This window comes from Kitasatospora sp. YST-16 (genome assembly GCF_026802215.1).
In the GTDB taxonomy this organism is placed as follows: domain Bacteria; phylum Actinomycetota; class Actinomycetes; order Streptomycetales; family Streptomycetaceae; genus Kitasatospora; species Kitasatospora cineracea.
On sequence record NZ_CP113837.1, the window covers coordinates 3,665,852 to 3,684,192 of the forward strand.

Below are 18,341 nucleotides of genomic sequence, written 5' to 3' on the forward strand. Positions count from 1 at the left end.
GAGCGTGCCAGCGGCCGGCCAACACCCGGGATCGGCGGCGTGGACTCCCGGAGAACGCGCCCGGACGATCCGCCCGCCCCCGGCCGGTCCGGGCGCCGGTACGCGGAAGGGCCGCGGTCGTACCGCGGCCCTTCGCGCTGTCAGCTGCCGAGCATCCCCTTGATCGAGGGTTCGAGGAAGGGCACCACCGAGATCGCGTAGCCGGCGGTGATGTGGCTGGAGTCGAAGTAGACGATCTGGTCGGAGATCACGGTCGGGCACACCTTGTCCGTGCAGAAGGCGGGCAGCACGTCGAGGACCTTGGCGCCGTGCCGTTCCGCGACCCGCTGTTCCAGCGCGCGGAAGTCACGGAACTCGATGGCCTTGTCGCGGCCGGGGTTGCAGCTCGAGACGTCCTTCGTGCGGGTGGCCAGGCAGTCCGGGATGTTCTGGCCGGGCTGCGGGGTGTCCGTGAGGTACAGCAGCTTGCTCCCGGTCGCCTCGAGGGTCTTGAAGGTCTTCTCGGCCCCGGCCTCGGTGGTCTCCTGGCGGATGCGGCTGGTGACGATGACGAGGTCGGGCTTGAGCCCCTTGATCTGCTCGAACGCGGAGTCCCGCCACTTGTCGCACTCGGTGTACTCGCGGTTCAGCTGGGGGTTCTTGATGGCGTAGGCCTCGGGGGAGCAGCCGCCCTTGGCCATGGTCACGAACCGGGCACCGAGCTTCTGGCCGATCTGGTTGAACGCGTCGCCCCACTGCCAGGAGTGGGAGTCGCCGATGACGACGACCGTGCGCTTCCCCTTGGTGTCGCCGATGACGCAGTTGTCGCGCATGACGAAGGTGCTGACCTCGGTGTCGTCGATGCAGCCGTAGTGGGTGTGGTCGTCGGGTGCCTTGGGCAGGGCGGCCAGCGTGGCCGCGGACAGCTGCTTCTGGAGGGCGGCGCTGCTCACCGACCCGGCGTTGCTGTAGCCGGTGCTGCCCGACCCGGCGACGGCGGTGGACGTCGCGATGTTGAGCGGCAGGACCGTCATCGCCACGGCCGTGGCGGCGGCGGTCGCGGCCAGCGCGGTGATGCCCGTGAGGATGCCCTTCCAGGGGCGGGCGACCAGTTCGGGGTTGGTGCGGAAGCGGCGCTCGACCACGTAGAAGGACCCGTACGCGAGCACCAGGGACAGCGAGGCCACCCGGAAGCGGTCCGAGTAGGTCATGTCGTGGCCGGTGATGTTGGGCCACAGGATGAGCAGGGGCCAGTGCCACAGGTACCAGCCGTAGCTGACGTTGGCGACGGAGTTGAAGACCGGGTTGGCGATCAGGCGTTCCACGCCGAGGCGGGGGGCGGCGCAGCCGCCGGCGATGATCATGCCCGCGCCCAGCACCGGGCCGCCGACCGCGTAGCCGGGCAACGGGGTGGACTCCGTGATCATCACTGCGGTGCCGAGGGCGAGTGCCAGTCCGGCCCAGGAGACGAGGGCCGCGAAGACCTGGTTCATCCGGGAGAGCTGCCTGGCGCTCAGGGCGAGCAGGATGCCGAAGGCGAGCTCCCAGATGCGGGCCTGGGTGCCGAAGTAGGCGAGCGGCTGGTTCGACCCGGTCTGGGTGATGCTCAGGTACAGCGAGCCGCCGATGACGGCGACCAGGAACAGCCCGACCAGGAAGCGGTTGCGGAACAGGGCCCGGCTGGTCCAGGCGGTGACGACCAGGACGATCGGCGCCGCCAGGTAGAACTGCTCCTCGATGCCCAGCGACCAGAAGTGCTGGTACGGGGACTGGGTGCCGTTGTTGGCGAAGTAGTCGGTGCCCGTTTCGACGAGCCGCCAGTTCATGAAGCTGAGGGTGGAGGCGAGGCCGTCCTGGGCGATCTCGCGGAACCGCAGCGGGCTGCCGTACACCCAGGCCAGGACCGCGGCGGCGATGACGACCACGGACATGCCGGGTGCGAGGCGGCGGAACCGGCGGGCCCAGAACTTGCTCAGCGAGACCTTGCCGGTCTTCTCGATCTCGGCGAGGACCTGACCGCCGATCAGGAAGCCGCTGAGCACGAAGCTGATGTCGACACCGCCGTGGACGCCGAGGATGCCGCAGTGCATGACGACCACCATGGCGATCGCCACGGCACGCAGGCCCTGGATGTCCGGCCTGTACTTGCGCAGGCGGTTCGGCGTCTCGTCGGTCGGTGCGGACCTGCGGGATTTCGTGGCCTCGGCCCGGTGGGACGTCGGGGCCGGGGCAGGATGGACGGTCATGGTTCTCCTGACGGCGCGGTCAGTGGACCGCGGAACAGGCGGCGGCGGTGGCGTTCAAGCGCAGACCGCCCGCGGGCACCCGCATGCCGCAGGAAAGGCGCAGCTGCGCGGGCAGTTCGTTGTGGGCGCCGATGTGCGTGTGGCAGCCGACGACGGCCTCCCGCAGCACGGACCCGGCTCCCACCGAGGAGTCGTGGTCCACGACCGACTCGTGGACGACGGCCGCCTCGGCGATCTCTACGCCCCGTCCGACGATGGACCGGTGGATCTCGGCGCGGGCCCCGATGACGGCGTGCGGCCCGATGGTGGAGCCGCCGGTGATCCGGGCGGTGGGGTCGACCACGGCGGTGGCGTGGACGAGGGCCTCGCCCGGTCGGGGGGCGAGGGGGGAGCGGGCCAGGCCGGTGACGAGGTCGGCGGAGCCGTGCACGAAGGCGAGCGGAGTGCCGAGGTCGCGCCAGTAGTCGTCGGTCGTGTGGCCGAACACGCGCCGGCCGTCGGCGACCAGCCCGGGGAAGGTCTCGCGCTCCACGGAGACCTCGCGGTCGGCCGGGATCTCGTCGAGGACGGAGCGGCGGAAGACGTAGCAGCCCGCGTTGATCTGGTCGGTGACGATCTCCTCCGCGGTCCTGGGCTTCTCGAGGAAGGCCAGCACCCGGTCGTCGCCGTCGGTGGGGACCAGGCCGAACGCGCTGGGGTCGTCGACGCGGGTGAGGTGCAGGGTGACGTCGGCCTGCCGCTCGCGGTGCCGGTCGAGGACTGCGCGCAGGTCGAGGCCGGACAGGATGTCGCCGTTGAGGACCAGTACCGCGTCGTCGGCCGAGCCCCGGAGGTGGCGGCCGGCGTTGCGGATCGCGCCGCCGGTGCCGAGCGGGGCCTCCTCGACGGCGTAGGAGATCGCCAGCTCGTGGGAGAAGTCCTTGAACTCCTCCTCGAAGAGCTGGGCGAGGTAGGAGGTGGCGAACACCACGTGCTCGACGCCGGCCTCCATCAGTTTGGCGATCTGGTGCCGGATGAAGGACGAACCGGCCACCTGGAGCAGGGGCTTGGGGGTGTGGTTCGTGAGCGGGCGCAGGCGTGTGCCCTGGCCGCCGACGAGGAGGATTGCTTCAGTCATGGGGTGACCGCCTGAGAACCGGATGCTGGATGCTGGAGGGGGCGCACGGGGGCGCCAGGGACGTGGGGTGCGGAGGGGGCGGGCCGGGGCGCCGTCCGGTCACCTGGTGGCGGCGGTGCCGGGGCCCGCGTAGCCCGAGGTGAAGCAGTCCTTGACGGCCTGCTCGGTCTCGGGCCGGCCGGCGAAGTCGAGCCGGGAGGCGACGTTGTCGTCCGGGGCGGTGTTCGGGTCGCTGTCGAAGTAGATCGACCACCAGTACACGCCGCTCATCTTCCGCTCCTGCACGACCTGGCAGACGGCCGTGTACCAGGTCGCCTGGACCTTGGTGTTGACGGCGCGCTTGGTGGTGAAGTCGCCGGGGGCGCGGTAGGCGCCGTCCATCGCGCCGATGCCGGCCTCGGAGATGGTGATGTCGGGCAGGCTGCCGGCGGTCTTCTTGTTCAGCCAGGTGTTCCAGCCGTTGACCAGGGTCTTCACCGAGGCGTCGTCGGCGACCTTGACCGGGAAGTAGGCGTCGATGCCGAGGTGGTCCACCGGCATGGAGATCCGCTTGGCGACGTAGCTGTCCCAGTTCGCGTCGTAGGCGATCTCACCGCTGAAGTCCTTCGCACCGGCGTCCACGAGGGCCTTCCAGTGCGTGTCCCCCTCGAGGGAGTTGAGCTCGGTGGCGACGACGAACGTGGTCACCTTCGTGTCCTGGGCGGTCTTGAAGTAGGGCGCCAGGAAGGCTTGGTAGGAACTGAACCAGGCCGCGCGGTTGGCGGGTTCGATGTTCCCGCGCCACTGGCCCGCCTTGACGTCGAGCGAGGCCTTCTCGTCCAGCAGGGGCCGCACGGTGGTGCGGAGGCCGGCGTCGTGGAAGATCCCGAGGACCCGGGCCAACCGTTCCGGGCTGGGTGTCTTGTTGCTCGGGGAGACCTTCTCCGAGGTCTTGCCGCCGACGGCGAAGGGGAAGCTCAGGCTGACGGAGTTGGCGTGCAGGCCGACCAGGTAGTTCGCCTGCTTCCGGGCCTGCTTGTCGAGGTACTCCGGGGAGGCCGCGTTGTCCTCCCAGTAGATCTGGACGCCCCACTGCGGCATGCCCGGCTTCCACTCCGCGTCGACCTTGGGCACCTGCGCGGTGGCCGGGCCGGTGGGGGCGGCGGCGGTCGGTTCCGGGCTCTCGTCGGCGGCCGGCGTCTCGGCGTCCTGTCCCTGCCGCACGAACTTCGGGACGGCGGAGCCCGACTCCCAGCGCAGCGGGTGGTCGCCGAGGACGAAGGGGACCGCGACCACGAAGGAGATGAAGGCGACGGGTAGCACGGCGAGCAGGGGCAGGCGGGCGCGCTTCATGAGGTGGTGCCACTCACTTCCGGGTCAGGCGGGCTTGGCGATGACGACGAACTGGTTCTCCTCGCGGCGGAGGAACTTCAGCAGTCCCTTGATGCCGCCGACGCCCTCGATGAAGGAGAAGAAGGGCAGCATGGCCAGAACCGCCAACGGCTCCCACCACTTGCGCTTGCCGTTCGCCGAGGCGATCGCGTTGAGCCGCAGGCCCTCCCAGTAGGCCCAGATCACGTACGCGAAGCTGGTGGACCACAGCAGGACGACCGACTGGGTCACGGGTGAGGTGTTCATGTCGCCGATGATCCAGGCGGCGAAGAGGATGGTGCCGACGTGCTGGATCGGGCCGAGGATCCAGCTGACCACGCAGATGGACATGAACCAGCGGTAGCGCAGCGGCACCCGGCGGTTGGCGCACAGAGCGACCAGGCCCCAGGCCCAGCGTTCGCGCTGCTTGATGAAGTCCTTGACGTTCGCGGGGGACGCGCCGTAGCAGCGGCCGTTGAACCAGTCGCTGCGGCCCGGGTAGAGCCGGCAGAACGTCAGCGCGAGGCGGGCGTCCTCGACGATCTCCTTGGGGCCGAAGTCCCAGCCGATCTCGGCCTCGATGGAGGCGCGGATCACCAGCAGCTCACCGTGCACGCCCGCGGCGGGGGTGCCCAGGCCGGTGAAGGCACGGAAGCGGGCGATGTCGTCGGCCGGCCGGATGGCGTCGGCGAACCAGGTCAGCAGGGAGACCGCGTTCTCGCGCGGGTACGTGAGGATGCCCTGCGCCATGTGCTTGACCTCTTCGGGCGTGGCACGTCGCTGGCGGTTGATGAACTGGGCGAGGGAGGCCGAGGTGTCGGGGCCGACGCCGGTGTCGTCGTCCATGTGCAGCACCCAGACGTCCTCGAGGGCCTCGCCCTCGGCGATGCGCAGCTCGTGGGCGTAGTTGTTGGCGCGGGCCTTGAAGCGGGTGCCGTTGGGGGTCGTGTACGCCTTCGGGACGGTGACCACGCGGATCAGCGGGTGGCTCGCCGCCAGCTCGTCGATCCGCTCGGCGGCCTCGCAGCCCTCCTCGGTGAGGACGTCCACCCGCATGTAGGGGAACCAGGTGGGCAGGTGCTCCACATACGACAGGACGGAGCGTTCCAGGGCCGGGTAGGTGTCGTGACGGCCGATGGTGGGGACGAGCGTGATCAGGAAGTCCTGCTCCACCAGGGCGGGCGGCGTCATCAGGTGGGCCTTGCGGAGCCGGCGGCGGATCAGCAGGAAGCCCTGGAGCGAGACGAGGACCCCGGGCACGGGCAGGGCCCAGGTGATGGTGATCAGCCAGGCGAGCGGCGAGTGGCTCGGGCTGTAGGACCAGAGGCTGAAGCAGGTCAGGCCGACCAGCGGGATGACGAACGGCAGGATGCCGGGCTTCCATGCAGCGGTGCGCTTCGCCAACTTCTCGGTGTGGCGCGAGTGCCCGGGAGTGGCAGTATTCGCCACGGTCGATGCCATGCCGCTTCAACTTCCCTGGGTGATGGAATGGGCGGGCAGCGTGACGGGGCGCGGTCGGCCGTGGGGCCAGGTGCAGGGGGGGCTGCCGAACGATGATCGCGTCCTGCGAAGGTCGGTCTCGCGCACTCCCGATCTCACTGCTCGGAGCGGGTGTGATTCTTGCATGAAGATTCAATGAATGTGAAACAGGGGGGAAAGGTTCTTCCATTCGTTACATTCGGATGGTGTGCAAACAGGGTGTGATGTGTCCAGTTCAATGAGCGGGATTGTGTGCAAACAGTCCTAATTCCGCGAAACGGCCATATCCGGACCCGGGCTGGATCTGCGGCATTCCCCGGCCGGGCCCCGCCCACCGGTGCATGGTCGCCGACCCCGGCGGCGACGCGCTGCTGATGCGCTACTCCTACACCGACGGCCACCTGTCCGCCGCCTACAACTCCAGCGGCAAGCCGATGCGCTTCACCAACGACGCCACCGGCCGCCTCACCTCCTGGACCGACCGCAACGACTCCCAGTACCGCTACACCTACGACGCCCACGACCGCGTCACCGACGAAGGCGGCACCACCGGCGCCCTCCGCTTCACCTTCACCTACGGCGACCCCGACTCCGACACCGGCCTGCGCACCCACACCGAGACCAACGCGCTGGGCCACACCACCACCTACACCGTCAACGACCACGCCCAGATCACCGCCGTCACCGACCCCCTCGGCCACACCACCCGCTACGAACGCGACGACCACGACCGCCTCCTCGCCGAGACCGACCCCCTCGGCCGCACCACCCGCTACGCGTACGACGGCGCCGGCGACCTGATCGCCATCACCCGCCCCGACGGCGGGCGTTCCACCGCGCGGTACGCCGACATACCCGGCCTGCCCGTCACGATCACCGAACCCGGCGGCGCCACCTGGCACCAGACGTACGACGAGAACGGTCTGCGCACCGCCCGGACCGGCCCGCTCGGCGCCACCACCACGTACACCTACGACGAGCACGGCCACCTCGCCTCGTCCACCGACGCCCTCGACAACACCACACGAGTGCGCTGCAACCCCGCCGGACTCCCCGTCGAAGTCACCGACCCCACCGGTGCGACGATCCGCTACGACCGGGATGCCTTCGGCCGGGTCGTGGCGATCACCGACCCGCTCGGCGGCACCGTCCGGTCGCACTGGACGGTCGAGGGCAACCTGGCCGAGCGGGCCCGCCCGGACGGCAGCGTCGAGCGGTGGACGTACGACGGCGAGGGCAACGTGGTGGCCCACACCGACCAACTCGGCCTGACCACCGCGTTCGAGTACACCCACTTCGAGACACTCGCCGCCCGCACCACTCCCGACGGTGCCCGCGTCACCTTCACCCACGACGCCGACATGCGGCTGACCACGGTCACCGACGGGCTCGGCCGGACCTGGCACTACGACTACGACGCCGCAGGGCGGGTAATCGGCGAACGCGACTACCAGGGACGCACCCTGACGTACCGCCTGGACGCGGCGGGGCAGGTCACGGCGGTGACCGATCCGCTCGGTACGGTCACCGAGTACTTTTACGACCTGATCGGCCACCTGGTCCGGAAGAACGCCGGCGGCCGGGAGACGACGTACGCGTACGACGGATCGGGCCACCTGGTGCGGGCGGAGAACGCCGACGCGACGGTCACCCGCACGGTCGACGCCCTCGGCAACCTCCTGGAGGAGACGGTCAACGGGCGCACCCTGCGCATCACCCGTGACGTCCTCGGCCGCCGGACGAGTCGCACCACCCCCACCGGCCACTTCGGGATCTGGACGTACGACGGCGCGGGCCGTGCGACGGCGCTGAACACCCCGGACGGGAGCATCGCGTTCGACTACGACCAGGCGGGCCGGGAGACCCACCGGACCTTCTACCGGCGGCTCGTGCTGACCAGCGAGTGGGACTCCCGGCACCGGATGACCGGACAGTCGGCCCGCACGGCCGACCGTACGCTGCAGCAACGCACCTACGCCTACCGCACCGACAGCTCCCTCGCGGCGGTCGACGACCTGCTGGGCGGCCCCCGCACCTTCGACCTCGACCCGGTCGGGAGGGTCACCGCCGTCCGGGGAGCGGAGTGGGAGGAGAGCTACGCCTACGACACGGCCGGCAACATCACCCGCGCCTCGTGGCCCGCGACCGCCACCACCCGGTCGGCGGCCGGCGAGCGCACCTACTCCGGCACCCGGATCTCCACCTCGGGCCGGACGGCCTTCGAGTACGACGCCGCAGGCCGCACCACGGTGCGCCGGGTCGCCCGGTCCTCCCGCAACCCCGACGTCTGGCACTACGCCTGGGACGCCGAGGACCGGCTGACCGAGGTCACCACCCCGGACGGTAGCCGCCGGCAGTACCGCTACGACCCGTTCGGCCGCCGCATCGCCAAGGAGCGGACCGCAGCCCCGGACAGTGCCGGGGAACGCACGGACTTCACCTGGGACGGCCCGGTGCTCGCCGAGCAGACCACCTCCGCGCCGTACCTCCCGGGCCCGCACACCCTGAGCTGGGAGCACCACGGGATCCGTCCGCTCACACAGACCGAGGCCATCAGCACGGCGGAGCGGGTGGACCGCCGCTTCTTCGCCATCGTCACCGACCTGATCGGCACGCCTACCGAACTGATCGACCCGGCCGCCGAATCGATCGCCTGGCGCGCCACCTCCAGCCTCTGGGGACACACCACCTGGCCCTCCGACAGCACCACCTACACACCGCTGCGCTTCCCCGGCCAGTACTTCGACCCCGAGACCCGCCTCCACTACAACCTCCACCGCTACTACAACCCGGAGACCGCCCGGTACCTGACGCCGGACCCGCTGGGCCTGATCCCGGGCCCGAACCCGGACGCCTACGTCGCCAACCCGCACACCTGGTGCGACCCGCTCGGCCTGTCCCCCCACCAAAACCACCAGGGCCCGCCTCGGGGAGAGCACAGCAACCCCTTCGACTCCCGTGAGGAGGCCGAGCGGGCCGCCTTCGACCTGGCGGGCGTCCCGTACGGGGAAGAACCGATCGCGGAATGGAAGGTGGTCGGGGACAAGCGGTACAAGAACATGCCGGGACACGTCTACTCCAACGATCCCACCCACTGGGGGAATTTCCGTCAATTCGAGACCGAAAACGGTTCCCGCGTGGTCGTGGAACACACCGACGACCCCGCTGGCCTGCACTTCCACGCCGGAAAACCCAAGCACGACGACACCCGGGAACTGGTCAATTTCGGATGGGATAATTCACCCGAGGGTTACACGAAGATGGAGCGCTACGGTAAGATGAACAAACCTGGCGGAGACCACCACTTCTTCTACCGGAGGAAATGATGTCAGCCTCTCCGGAGGATTCGAGAAGGCTGCTCCTTGAAGCCGCCGGCCTCACCGTCCTCGGCACACCGGACGCCACCGACCTGCCGTCCCCGGGCGAGGTCTGGCTGTCGGTCTCCGGTTTCCTCGTCGAACCCGACGCCACCGTCGCGCTCAGCACCCCCGACTGGGCCGCACGGGTCGACGAGCACTGGCTCCGGCTCTCGCGGGAGTCCGGACTGTTCGCCCCCGACGGGACCTTCCTCATCCACGTCGGCGGCCGCGGCATGGGCCGCCTCGGATGGGCCCTGGTCCGCTGGGAGGGCGACGCACACTTGGCAGCGCACCTCACCGACGGCCCGCAACAGCCCGAGTTCGTCACCATGGCGCGCGACGGTCGTACCTCCTGCGGCGTGACGACCGAGGAGTACGACATCTGGCTGGTGCGCTCCGCCCCCGTCCCCGAAGAAGGACCGGGCAGTTGATCGGCTGCGCGGGGTGACACCCGGCGCGGCCCGTGAACTGCCCAAGATCCCGGCGGACGACGCGGGGCGACGGACGAGGACGAGGGCCGCTCGCCGTCGAAACCGCACCCGCCGCCTGGCGGTCCGGGCCGGCCGCGCGGTGCCCGGGTTCGGCCGGAGACCTGGTCGGAGCGGACGCCGCTCTGGTCGGCGAACAGCACTTCGGCGCCTTCTTCCCGGGCCTTCGCACGGATCGTGGGCCACCTCTCTTCGCGCCGGGCGCGGACGGCTTCCGGGTCCTGCTCGATCGCGCGCTTGTCCGGGCGCTGGAACGGCAGCCCCCAGCGCTTGAGGTACTTGCCCACGACCTGCTCGGTCAGTCGCACCCGGTACAGCAGGGCGATGAGGTCGCCGGCGATCGCGCGGGTCCACAACTGCCCGCCCAGGCCCAGGTCTTCGAGGCGGTGGTCGATCAGGGCCTGCCAGACGGCCCACCAGCCGGTCACCGACTCCACGGTGACGCCGAGCGGTTCGGCCACCTCGCGCCGGTCCCGGCCTGCCCGAAGCACCGTAACCGCCCGCATCCGCAGAGCTTCCCGAGCCTCCGGCGACAGCCGCCGCGCGTCACCCACCGGATCCGTCACGCCCGGACCAGCGAGCCCGAATCCTTACCGTTTCGGGCCGATAGCACACGCCGACCAGGTCTTTCCCATACGGCGAGGCGTCGACAGTGAGGCCACCCGGCGCTGTCGGTTCAGGTCGCCAGATGCTCCACGAAGATCCCAATGAGGATCCGGTCGCCGTACTCGGCGATCGGCAGGGAGAAGTGCACCCTGTCACGGTCCCACAGCCGCTTGCCGTGCCACTCGCAGCGGAAGGTCCCGCCGCCGTAGTCAACGTTTCGCTGTTCCCACGCCTTCGCGTTTTTCTTCGTATTAGGGCTCTCCGGTGAAATGTCCAGACCCAGCGCACTGAATCTGCGGACGACCTGCGTCTGGTCACCACCGCATTCGGCCAGTGTCATGGTGAAGTGGTCGTCGAGTGCGCCGAGCAGTTTCACCAGCCAGGGCAGGACATCGGCGTACGCGCCCTTGAAGTGATGCAGGCGAAGGGAATCGGCGAAGAGCAGGCGGGGGAATGCCTCATCGACGAGGCTGAAGAAGCGTTCGGCGGGGATGCTCTCGTGGGTGAGGAGGCCGCGCCAGAAACCGGGCGTGTCATCGGGGTGTCGTAGGACATGCATCTTCACCTCGTCCTGGCCCGTCTCGGTAGTCCGCGTGACGGTGAGCCATCCGGAGGGCCAATCAGGTTCCGTGGCGTACGACACCAGGAGGCACGACATGCCCCGGCCCGTAGCTGCCCGGGACAACGCGTGGGCCGCGCCCCAGGACGGTTCTCTCCAGGGGGCGTCGGCCACACGGACCGGCTGGGGCAAATCCGCCTCGTCCGGTTCGACGCGCCGGCACTTGCCCAACAGTTGCTGCAGAAGGGCCCGCTTGTCACGGGGCAGTCCGCCGTCCGGGGAATACAGGGCGTCGATGAGCGAGACCGATGGCCGACACTCGACGTCATAGGCAGGTCCCATGAACGCGGCCTTACGTCCGTCGGCCAACGGCTGAAGTACCGCCGCGAGCGTGTCGAGGGCTTCCCGCAAGCTCGAGTCCGTCATCTCCCGCCAGTCGAAGCACTCTTCCGCGACTACGACGCGATAGTCCTCGGCGTCATCGGCGGCGGCAGCGCTCGACAGGTTCTCCCCGTTTCCGTTTTCGCCTTTATCTGCCGTGTCGGGCACGAGCCAGTCTCCCGAGGTCGGTCTCGATCTGATCGAAGAAGCCGCTGGGCCAGTGACTGAGTTCGCCCTTGTCATTGATGTCGATGGGCAGAGTTCGATCGTGGTCGAAGTAGTGTGTGATCATGTCCCCCGCCCGGAGGGAGCGGTCACGCGCGACGGCCAGCCGGACTCCGTTGAGAACGTGATCGCTGTGTGTCTCCATCAGGACCTGCACCCCGCTGCCCGCGACCCGCGCGAGAAACTGACCCAACCGGGACTGACCCGCTGGGTGCAGGTGTGCCTCGGGGTTCTCCACGATCAGCAGGTCGGCGGGTTCGGTGAGTAGGCCCGCAACGATGACTGGCAGGGCGTAGGAGATACCGAACCCGGTGTTGACGGGGCGGATTTCCTCGCCGCTCAGTCCTGGTTCCCCGAACCGGATCGTGCTTGCCATGATTCCCACAGCCACCCGCGCGGTGATCCGCAGCGGACGGATGATCTCCGAGGCCCATGCCTCGGCCTGGACCCTCATCTGCGGTCCGGCGGCCTCCGGATGGTGCAACTGCTGCCGGACCACTTTGCGGGTACTGACCGCGCGCGACTCCCGAAGCGCCAGCACTTGTGCGGTGTACTCACCCCGCTCCCCGACTCCGATCCGATCGGGTTCCTCCGCGGACACCGACAGTGTGTCGCGGGGTCCAAGACGCTCGGCGCACAGGTAGGTGAAGCCGGGATCCGCGACGTGTGTCCCGATGCCAGGTACGTGTGCAACCGGCAGTCGCTGCACGTCGAGGTGTAGCGCCTGCTCGGCGTCGGGCAGCCTGAATCCGTACACCCAGGACTCACCGTTCCGGCCGCCCAGCCGTACCGTGATCTCCCGCGTGTCGGTCGTCCAGTTGAGTACGTCTCGGGCCTCGCCCAGCGCCAAGCCGAAGGGGCCGTTCAGCCGCACCGCGCCGCCTGTTGCAGTGCTCGACGTGGCGGCCAGCCTCGCCAGCAGCAAGGACTGGATCACTGTGCTCTTGCCGCCACCGTTGACTCCGGTCAGGACGGTGAGCGGACGGAGCGCGAACGACTCCGACTCGAAGCGCTTGAAGCCTCGGATCTCCAGCGAAGTGATCACAGGCCGGCCGCCGCGTCCATCTCGGCGGCCTCGAAGCGGTAGGAAACTCGGACTCGGTCGGCGGTGGAGGAGGTGATGGCGTTGAGATAAGTGAAGTCCGTGGTCATCCGCTCGCGGGCGGCCTGCACGATCGATGCGCGGCGCTCGGTCAGGTCCGCCGACGTGTACTCGGGATCGGCCAGTGCCATGGACCAACTCTCGAACAGGGCACGGTTGATCGGGCTGCGGTAGTGGTCGTCGTGCTTCTGCCACTTGCGGAAGGCGTGGTCACCGAAGACGAGGTGCGCGTGGATCATCGCCCGCTCGAAGGCTGCTTCCAGCGCGGCCACCTGCTCGTCCGACACCTGCTTCGGATCATCCAGCATTTCGGTGGCGTCCATCAGGAACAGCTCCATCATGGGGCGCTCCTGGTAGGCCTCGACGCCTTTCAGCCAGAATGCGGCGAAACGCAGGGCCATCTCTCGGTCGTTCATCCGGATGTGGTCGGTGAGGCGGCCTCCGGTGGCCGTGGCGAAAGCGTTCGTGTGGGTCATCCGGTGCAGGATGCCCCGACTGCGCGGGCTGCTCATGCAGTGCCGGATCTCCTGCGCGTTGAGCGGAGTCCCGCCAGTGTTGATCCGCTTGAAGATCTCGTACGTCACTCCACGCGGGGTGGCCGGGTCGATCACATTGACGATCAACTGGGTGTTGTTGATCCGACGTTGGAACGGCACGGGAAGGTCACTGAAGCGCATGTTCTTCAGATCGTCCAGATGCTCCAGCTTCCCGAGGGCGAAACCACCCTCTCCCCCACGGACGAACGAGTGCAGGGTGGACAGCCGCTGAAGGCCGTCGACGACCCTGAACGAACCGTCGGCGTCCTCGGCGAAGTAGAACGCGGGCAATGGAATCTGCAGCAGCAGGGACTCGACCAGCAGGGACTTCTGATCGGTTCGCCAGACCTGCAGCCGTTGGAAGTCAGGGGCGATCTCGATGGAGCCCTCGTCGATTTGATCGAGGATGTTCCGCAGCGAGAACTGGCTGGTGTTGACCCGAATCTGGTCCGGGTTCCACGGCCGTTGGATTCGGGTGCTGTCATCGCCGAGGTCCTCGACCTCGATACCCGTGGCGTGCCCGTCGAACACGTCCTCCACCACGTCCGGAGTCGTCTGCGTGCCGTCCATAGCCATGCGAGCCATCCTAGGGGCCAGAGGCTCGGGGACAGGGGCTCTCCGGTCTCTTGCGCCCTCCCGAGCGGGGGAGTGGCCTGTTCCCGAGGACTTCGTCGGGCGAACCTCACGCAGCGAGGGAAGCTCAGAGGGGGACAGAACACAGGGGCAGGTGATGTGGCGGATGCCGTCGGTCGTGAGGGGGCACCGTCGTCCGGCGTCGTCGGGGCGAGATCCAGAATGACCGCCGCGAGGTCTCGAGTTGTGGCTGCCCGGCGGGACCCGCGGGTGGTCGTTCGCTGTGTCACCGGGATGCGTGAAGGCTGAGATTCGCGAGCGGGTTTGCAGCCGCACGGCCCACCCGCCAGGGTTGTCCGACAGCGCGCTGGCAAGCCAGGGCCGCGCCCCAGTGTCCCCTGAGCTGGCGGGAGTTTCCGGGAGGAGCCGTGGTTCGGGTCGGTGCCGACGTTGACGGCGGCGGCTGCTGCCACGGAGCGGATCAGGCCGGGGACGCCGGTGACCTCGGTCAAGCCTCGTTCACCCGTCGCATCCTGACCTGCGGGAACGCTTCCGGCCGGCCCGCGGGCCGGCCGGAAGGCCCGGCTCAGCTCCTCACGGACATCTCACCGAGTTGCAGGTAGTACGTGCCGAACTGGTCGGCGCTGAGCTTCGTCCCGCTGACCTTCACGTACCGGGCCGTGACCGGGGGGAAGGTGAAGCTCTGGACGGCTGTGGTCGGCCGCGGGTACCCGGTCCGGGTGACCACCGTGGTCCAGTTCACGTTGTCCGGTGACACCTGGACGGTGAAGTCGACCGGGAAGCCCAGTCCGGTGTTGGCGCCGTCGGTCCGGGCCGTGAGGTCGACCCTGCTGACCGGGCTGACACCGCCGAGGTCGACCGTCGCCCACTCCGGTCCGGTCGCGGTGCTCGCCCTGCTGCTCCACCCCATCGAGTACCCGAGGTCCGAGGCGACCGAGCCGTCCGTCAGTGCCGGGCGGACCCAGCCCGCGCCGTAGTCGTCGACGGAGCTGGAGGCGCTGACCGGACGGCCGAGCGCGAGGTCGCCCCCTGCGGCCTGGATCTCGGCGAGCTGCATGTAGTAGTGGCCGAGCTGGTCGGTACTCAGCTTGGTGCCGGTCACCTTGATGTAGCGGACGTCGGCCGTGGCGAACGGGAAGGACTGGGCCCCGGCCCCCGGCCGGGGAGCACCCGTCACCGAGGCCACGGTGGTCCAGTTGGTGCCGTCCGCGGAGACCTGGACGGTGAAGTCCACGGGGAAGCCCATGCCCGTGTTGGCGCCGTCGCTGCGCGGGAACAGGTCGATCCGGCTGAGCGGCTTGGCGGCGCCCAGGTCGGCGGTGATCCATTCGGTGTGGGCGGCGGTGCTGTTGAGCGCGCTGCTCCAGCCCACGGAGGTCGAGCTCGACCCCGTGCCGCCGTCCACAGCCGCGCCCGCGCTCCAGCCGTCGGCCTCGTACGAGCTGGAGACGGTGACTGCGGCGGCCTCCACCGGATTCACCAGCGGATTGATCCGCACGTTCGCGAACTTGGCGCTCGCCCCACCGGTGGCCAGCCCGATGCTGCCGACCGGGAAGCTGCCGTCCGTGACGGTGAGCAGCGGGGTGGTCCCGTTGGCGTACACCTGGATGGTGCTGCCGCGCGTGACCACGCGCAGGTGCACCAACTGGCCGGCCGTGTAACCGGGGACGGTGGTCGAGGCGAGCTGGGTGCCGCTGCGGTAGACGAACAGTCCGCCGTTGTCGCGCACGGCGACCAGGTACCCCGAGTCCGTGTCGGTCGGGTTCAGGCTGTGCACCGTCAGACCGGCCCAGTTGCTGTTGCCGCCGTCCGCGGTGTTGACCCCGGTGATCTGCAGGTCGACTGAGGCCGCCGCGTCCTGGTAGGCGCGGCCGGCGACGGCCGAGACCACGTTCCAGGAGGCGGTGTCGGTGCTGCTCTGGACGTACGCGGGCCCGGGGGTCACCGACCAGGAGCCGTTGAGGTGACGCCAGTTGGCGTCGTTGCCCGAGCTGAAGTCGTCCGTGAACGGGAAGCTCGCGTCGCCGCCCGGCGCGACCAGGGCGTCGAGGATCTGCTTGTGCCGCTGGTCGATGTCGGCGCCCGAGGTGTCGTAGGTCGTGGTGTTGGTGATCAGCGTGTTGAGCAGGGCCCGAGCGGTCACCGGCTTGACCGCGGAGAGCTGGTGCAGCAGCTCGTAGTCCTGCAGGCCGTAGAGCTGGGCCTCGCTGCGCACGCTGTCGTAGATGCCGTAGGTCGCCTTGTTGGGGCGCACCAGCATGTAGTTGCCACTACTGGCGCTCGCGGTGACCTGGTTGGAGTAGTTGAAGGTGTCGAGGGTGACGAAGCCCTTGCTGTAGTCGTTCCAGTCGAGCGGGTCCACCCAGTAGTTCCAGCCCCAGTGCAGGTAGCCGATCGCGCCGACGCTCGACTCCATCAGCGGGATGAGCCGCGACTCCGCCAGCGGGTAGCTGATGAAGCGGTTCAGGTGGTTGTCGAGCGGGTGATCGGCGTCGTAGAGCCACAGGTCCTTTCCGGCCAGGCGCTGGCTCTGGTAGTAGCCGTAGTTGGCGTCGAAGTCGGTGTCGTTGCCGACCGGCGTCAACGTGGAGAGCCGCTGGTGGTCGCTCGGCGCGATGTTGTACTGGGCCTCGTTGGTCATCCCGCCCGGGAAGTAGGCGTGGTAGCGGTCGTACAGCCAGTTGGACGCGGCCATCTGTGCGGTGTCGATATTGGTCGGCTCGTCGACGGAACTCATGTAGAGGACGTCGCTCCAGCGTCGCCCCGGTGCGCAGACGGGAGTGCTGTCGAGGCACTTGCTGTCCAAGTGGGCCTTGAGAGCGGAGAACACCGTGTTGAGGTAGGTCGTGGCGGCGGCGGTGTTGGCAGGGGCCCGGACATGGCTGAGCACACCGTTGACGTTCTGCAGTTCGTGCAGTTGGGGCGAGCCGTAGGTTCCGCCGATCAGGGGCGTCTGGTAGATGTACTGGAGCGCGCCCGCGTCGATGAAGGTCTGGATGAACCGGTCGTAAGTCGCCCATCCGAAGGTGTAGTTGCCGTTCGCGTCCTCGCTGGAGTTCGGGATCAGCAGCGCCTGGAAGTCCGCCCAGATCACGTTGTTGCGGTGCTTGGCGTGATCGGCCGCGATGTTGCCGATGACCTTCCACCAGTTGGCGTCGTACATCGTGACGCCGTACTGGAGCGGGATGGCCAGCTCGGTGCCCGCGTAGTCCCAACCGGCCGAGGTGAACCAGTTGTTCATCCGGAAGGTCGACCGGTTCGCCGGCGGCACCGTGACGTCGTACACGGTGACGGTCACCGGGACGGACACGTTGCCGAGCGAACTCTGCACGGTGGCTGTGCCGGAGTAGGTGCCGGGTGCCTGCCCGGTCGGGACGGCGACGCTGTAGTAGTACGGCTGCGTGTAGTTGGCGGCCAGTGCGCTCGGGGTGTTCTCGATCAGGGCGTCGTAGTAGTTGCTGCTTCCGTCGGGCGGGTTCTGGGTCTGCGCGCCCGGCTTGTTGACGTTCGGGTGGTTGTACTCCGATGACACCGTGATGTCGGCGGCCGGAATGCTCGCTCCGCCGGGACCTGTGAGGTCACCGGCCACCACCGAGACCCCGGTCGCGTCCGAGGTCGAACGGACCGCGATCTGCGCGGCCTGGATCTCGTTGCGGGCCGCGTACAACGCGATGCCGGTGACCGGCGCCGACGGCCGCCCGGAGGACGAGAAGATGTGGTCGGAGGCGCTCTGGATCCAGACGGACGGAGTGGCCGCGAAGGCCGGTACTTGAGCGAGACCGGCGAAGAGCGCGGACGCTATCAGGAAGACCGACGACTTGAGCAGACGTCTGCTCATGTTTCCCCCTCGGACGACACAGCAGCCGCTCGTCCTTCGGGATGAGCGGCTCGGACGCGCGTATGGTATCGATGCGTGCACGGTCGGTCGTGCCGATATCGACACTGGGCATAGACCCGAAGGCCACCGCGCCAGGAGGAGCCAACAGGCTTACATCCACGAGTGGTTGGCCGCGCCCTTCGACCCGCCGGTCCCTCCCGCCCCGCGGATACCGGCGAACTGCGCACGGTGATCCTCCCTGTCCACCGGTGGAGCGAAGGGCAGTAGGTGTGGCGGCGGGCCGAGGAACTCGGCTTCCACGCGGCGTACACGTACGACCACCTGAGCTGGCGGAGCTTCCGGGACGAGCCCTGGTTCGGGTCGGTGCCGACCCTCACCGCGGCGGCCACGGCAACCGAGCGGATCCGGCTCGGGACGCTGGTGACCTCGGTCAAGCCTCGTTCACCCATCACGGCCTGAGCTGGGGAGACCCGCGGTTGCGC

At 68.8% G+C, this 18,341-nt stretch carries 10 protein-coding genes and 3 pseudogenes; 4 read left to right on the forward strand and 9 right to left on the reverse strand.

Annotated elements, in window-relative coordinates:
* Nucleotides 1-140: 140 nt before the first annotated feature.
* From OU787_RS16745 to OU787_RS16760, 4 genes are all read right to left on the reverse strand, one after another.
* A complete protein-coding gene (locus tag OU787_RS16745; protein WP_268659819.1) occupies nucleotides 141-2,225 on the reverse strand; it encodes an acyltransferase family protein in 2,085 nt (694 codons plus the stop codon).
* A 19-nt stretch (nucleotides 2,226-2,244) separates the two neighbouring features.
* The gene (locus tag OU787_RS16750) at nucleotides 2,245-3,342 is read right to left on the reverse strand and encodes a nucleotidyltransferase family protein (RefSeq protein ID WP_268659820.1); all 1,098 of its coding nucleotides are present in this window, start codon (nucleotides 3,340-3,342) and stop codon (nucleotides 2,245-2,247) included.
* A 99-nt stretch (nucleotides 3,343-3,441) separates the two neighbouring features.
* Nucleotides 3,442-4,674, reverse strand: a complete 1,233-nt coding sequence (locus OU787_RS16755) for a glycoside hydrolase family 113 (RefSeq protein ID WP_268659821.1) — start codon at nucleotides 4,672-4,674, stop codon at nucleotides 3,442-3,444.
* A 24-nt stretch (nucleotides 4,675-4,698) separates the two neighbouring features.
* Nucleotides 4,699-6,153, reverse strand: a complete 1,455-nt coding sequence (locus tag OU787_RS16760) for a glycosyltransferase family 2 protein (protein ID WP_268659822.1) — start codon at nucleotides 6,151-6,153, stop codon at nucleotides 4,699-4,701.
* Between the two features lie 359 nt (nucleotides 6,154-6,512).
* Between OU787_RS16760 and OU787_RS16765 the strand changes: the two genes are divergently transcribed.
* Together OU787_RS16765 and OU787_RS16770 are read left to right on the forward strand one after the other, a co-directional pair.
* A complete protein-coding gene (locus tag OU787_RS16765) occupies nucleotides 6,513-9,497 on the forward strand; it encodes an RHS repeat-associated core domain-containing protein (RefSeq protein ID WP_268659823.1) in 2,985 nt (994 codons plus the stop codon).
* Nucleotides 9,497-9,961, forward strand: a complete 465-nt coding sequence (locus tag OU787_RS16770) for a hypothetical protein (RefSeq protein WP_268661982.1) — start codon at nucleotides 9,497-9,499, stop codon at nucleotides 9,959-9,961. The genes OU787_RS16765 and OU787_RS16770 overlap by 1 nt, the downstream gene beginning before the upstream one ends.
* A gap of 257 nt (nucleotides 9,962-10,218) precedes the next feature.
* Here OU787_RS16770 and OU787_RS16775 read toward each other — a convergent pair.
* The 4 genes and pseudogenes from OU787_RS16775 to OU787_RS16790 form a co-directional block, all read right to left on the reverse strand.
* Nucleotides 10,219-10,524: pseudogene (locus OU787_RS16775) on the reverse strand (helix-turn-helix domain-containing protein); the annotation flags it as partial.
* Nucleotides 10,525-10,694: 170 nt separating this feature from the next.
* A complete protein-coding gene (locus OU787_RS16780) occupies nucleotides 10,695-11,732 on the reverse strand; it encodes a hypothetical protein (RefSeq protein WP_268659824.1) in 1,038 nt (345 codons plus the stop codon).
* Nucleotides 11,713-12,834 carry an AAA family ATPase gene (locus OU787_RS16785; protein ID WP_268659825.1) on the reverse strand — a complete coding sequence of 374 codons (1,122 nt, stop codon included), beginning with the start codon at nucleotides 12,832-12,834 and terminating at the stop codon, nucleotides 11,713-11,715. The genes OU787_RS16780 and OU787_RS16785 overlap by 20 nt, the downstream gene beginning before the upstream one ends.
* Nucleotides 12,831-14,003 carry a DUF262 domain-containing protein gene (locus tag OU787_RS16790; RefSeq protein WP_268659826.1) on the reverse strand — a complete coding sequence of 391 codons (1,173 nt, stop codon included), beginning with the start codon at nucleotides 14,001-14,003 and terminating at the stop codon, nucleotides 12,831-12,833. Before OU787_RS16790 ends, OU787_RS16785 begins: the two co-directional genes overlap by 4 nt.
* Before the next feature lie 395 nt (nucleotides 14,004-14,398).
* On the opposite strand from OU787_RS16790, the pseudogene OU787_RS16795 reads away from it, so the two are divergent.
* Nucleotides 14,399-14,528 (forward strand): annotated as a pseudogene (locus tag OU787_RS16795) (LLM class flavin-dependent oxidoreductase); the annotation flags it as partial.
* A gap of 58 nt (nucleotides 14,529-14,586) precedes the next feature.
* Here OU787_RS16795 and OU787_RS16800 read toward each other — a convergent pair.
* Nucleotides 14,587-17,859 (reverse strand): discoidin domain-containing protein, encoded by a 3,273-nt coding sequence (locus OU787_RS16800; protein WP_268659827.1) that lies wholly within the window; start codon nucleotides 17,857-17,859, stop codon nucleotides 14,587-14,589.
* 267 nt (nucleotides 17,860-18,126) lie between these two features.
* Here OU787_RS16800 and OU787_RS16805 point away from each other — a divergent pair.
* Nucleotides 18,127-18,312 (forward strand): annotated as a pseudogene (locus tag OU787_RS16805) (LLM class flavin-dependent oxidoreductase); the annotation flags it as partial.
* Between the last annotated feature and the right edge of the window lie 29 nt (nucleotides 18,313-18,341).